We start from the raw sequence: 323 nt of genomic DNA on the forward strand, positions 1-323 counted from the left end.
ACCGGACCGATCTTCGGCAGGTTCAGCCGGCCGCTGTCGGTGATGTGCCAGCGGGCGTTGGCGGTGAACCGGATCGACTGCCGGGCGTCCTTGCGGGACTTGAAGCGCGGGGCGCCCACCTTGGGGCCCTTGCGGGTGCCCTTGAGGGAGGCGAAGAAGTTGCGGTACGCGGTCTCGACGTCGCGCAGGGACTGCTGCAGGACGACCGCGGAGACCTCGCCCAGCCAGGAGCGTGAGGTGGTCTGCTTCGCCTGGGTGATCAGGCGGGTGGACAGCTCGCCGATCTTCGGGAACGGCTGCTGGGCCTTGCGGGCGTCCTCACG

1 pseudogene is annotated in these 323 nt (G+C 69.7%); it reads right to left on the reverse strand.

The annotated features are described in order from the left end of the window. Positions 1-323 (reverse strand): annotated as a pseudogene (locus AC5P09_RS52265) (RNA-guided endonuclease TnpB family protein); the annotation flags it as partial.

Source organism: Streptomyces sp. a15 (assembly GCF_059026085.1).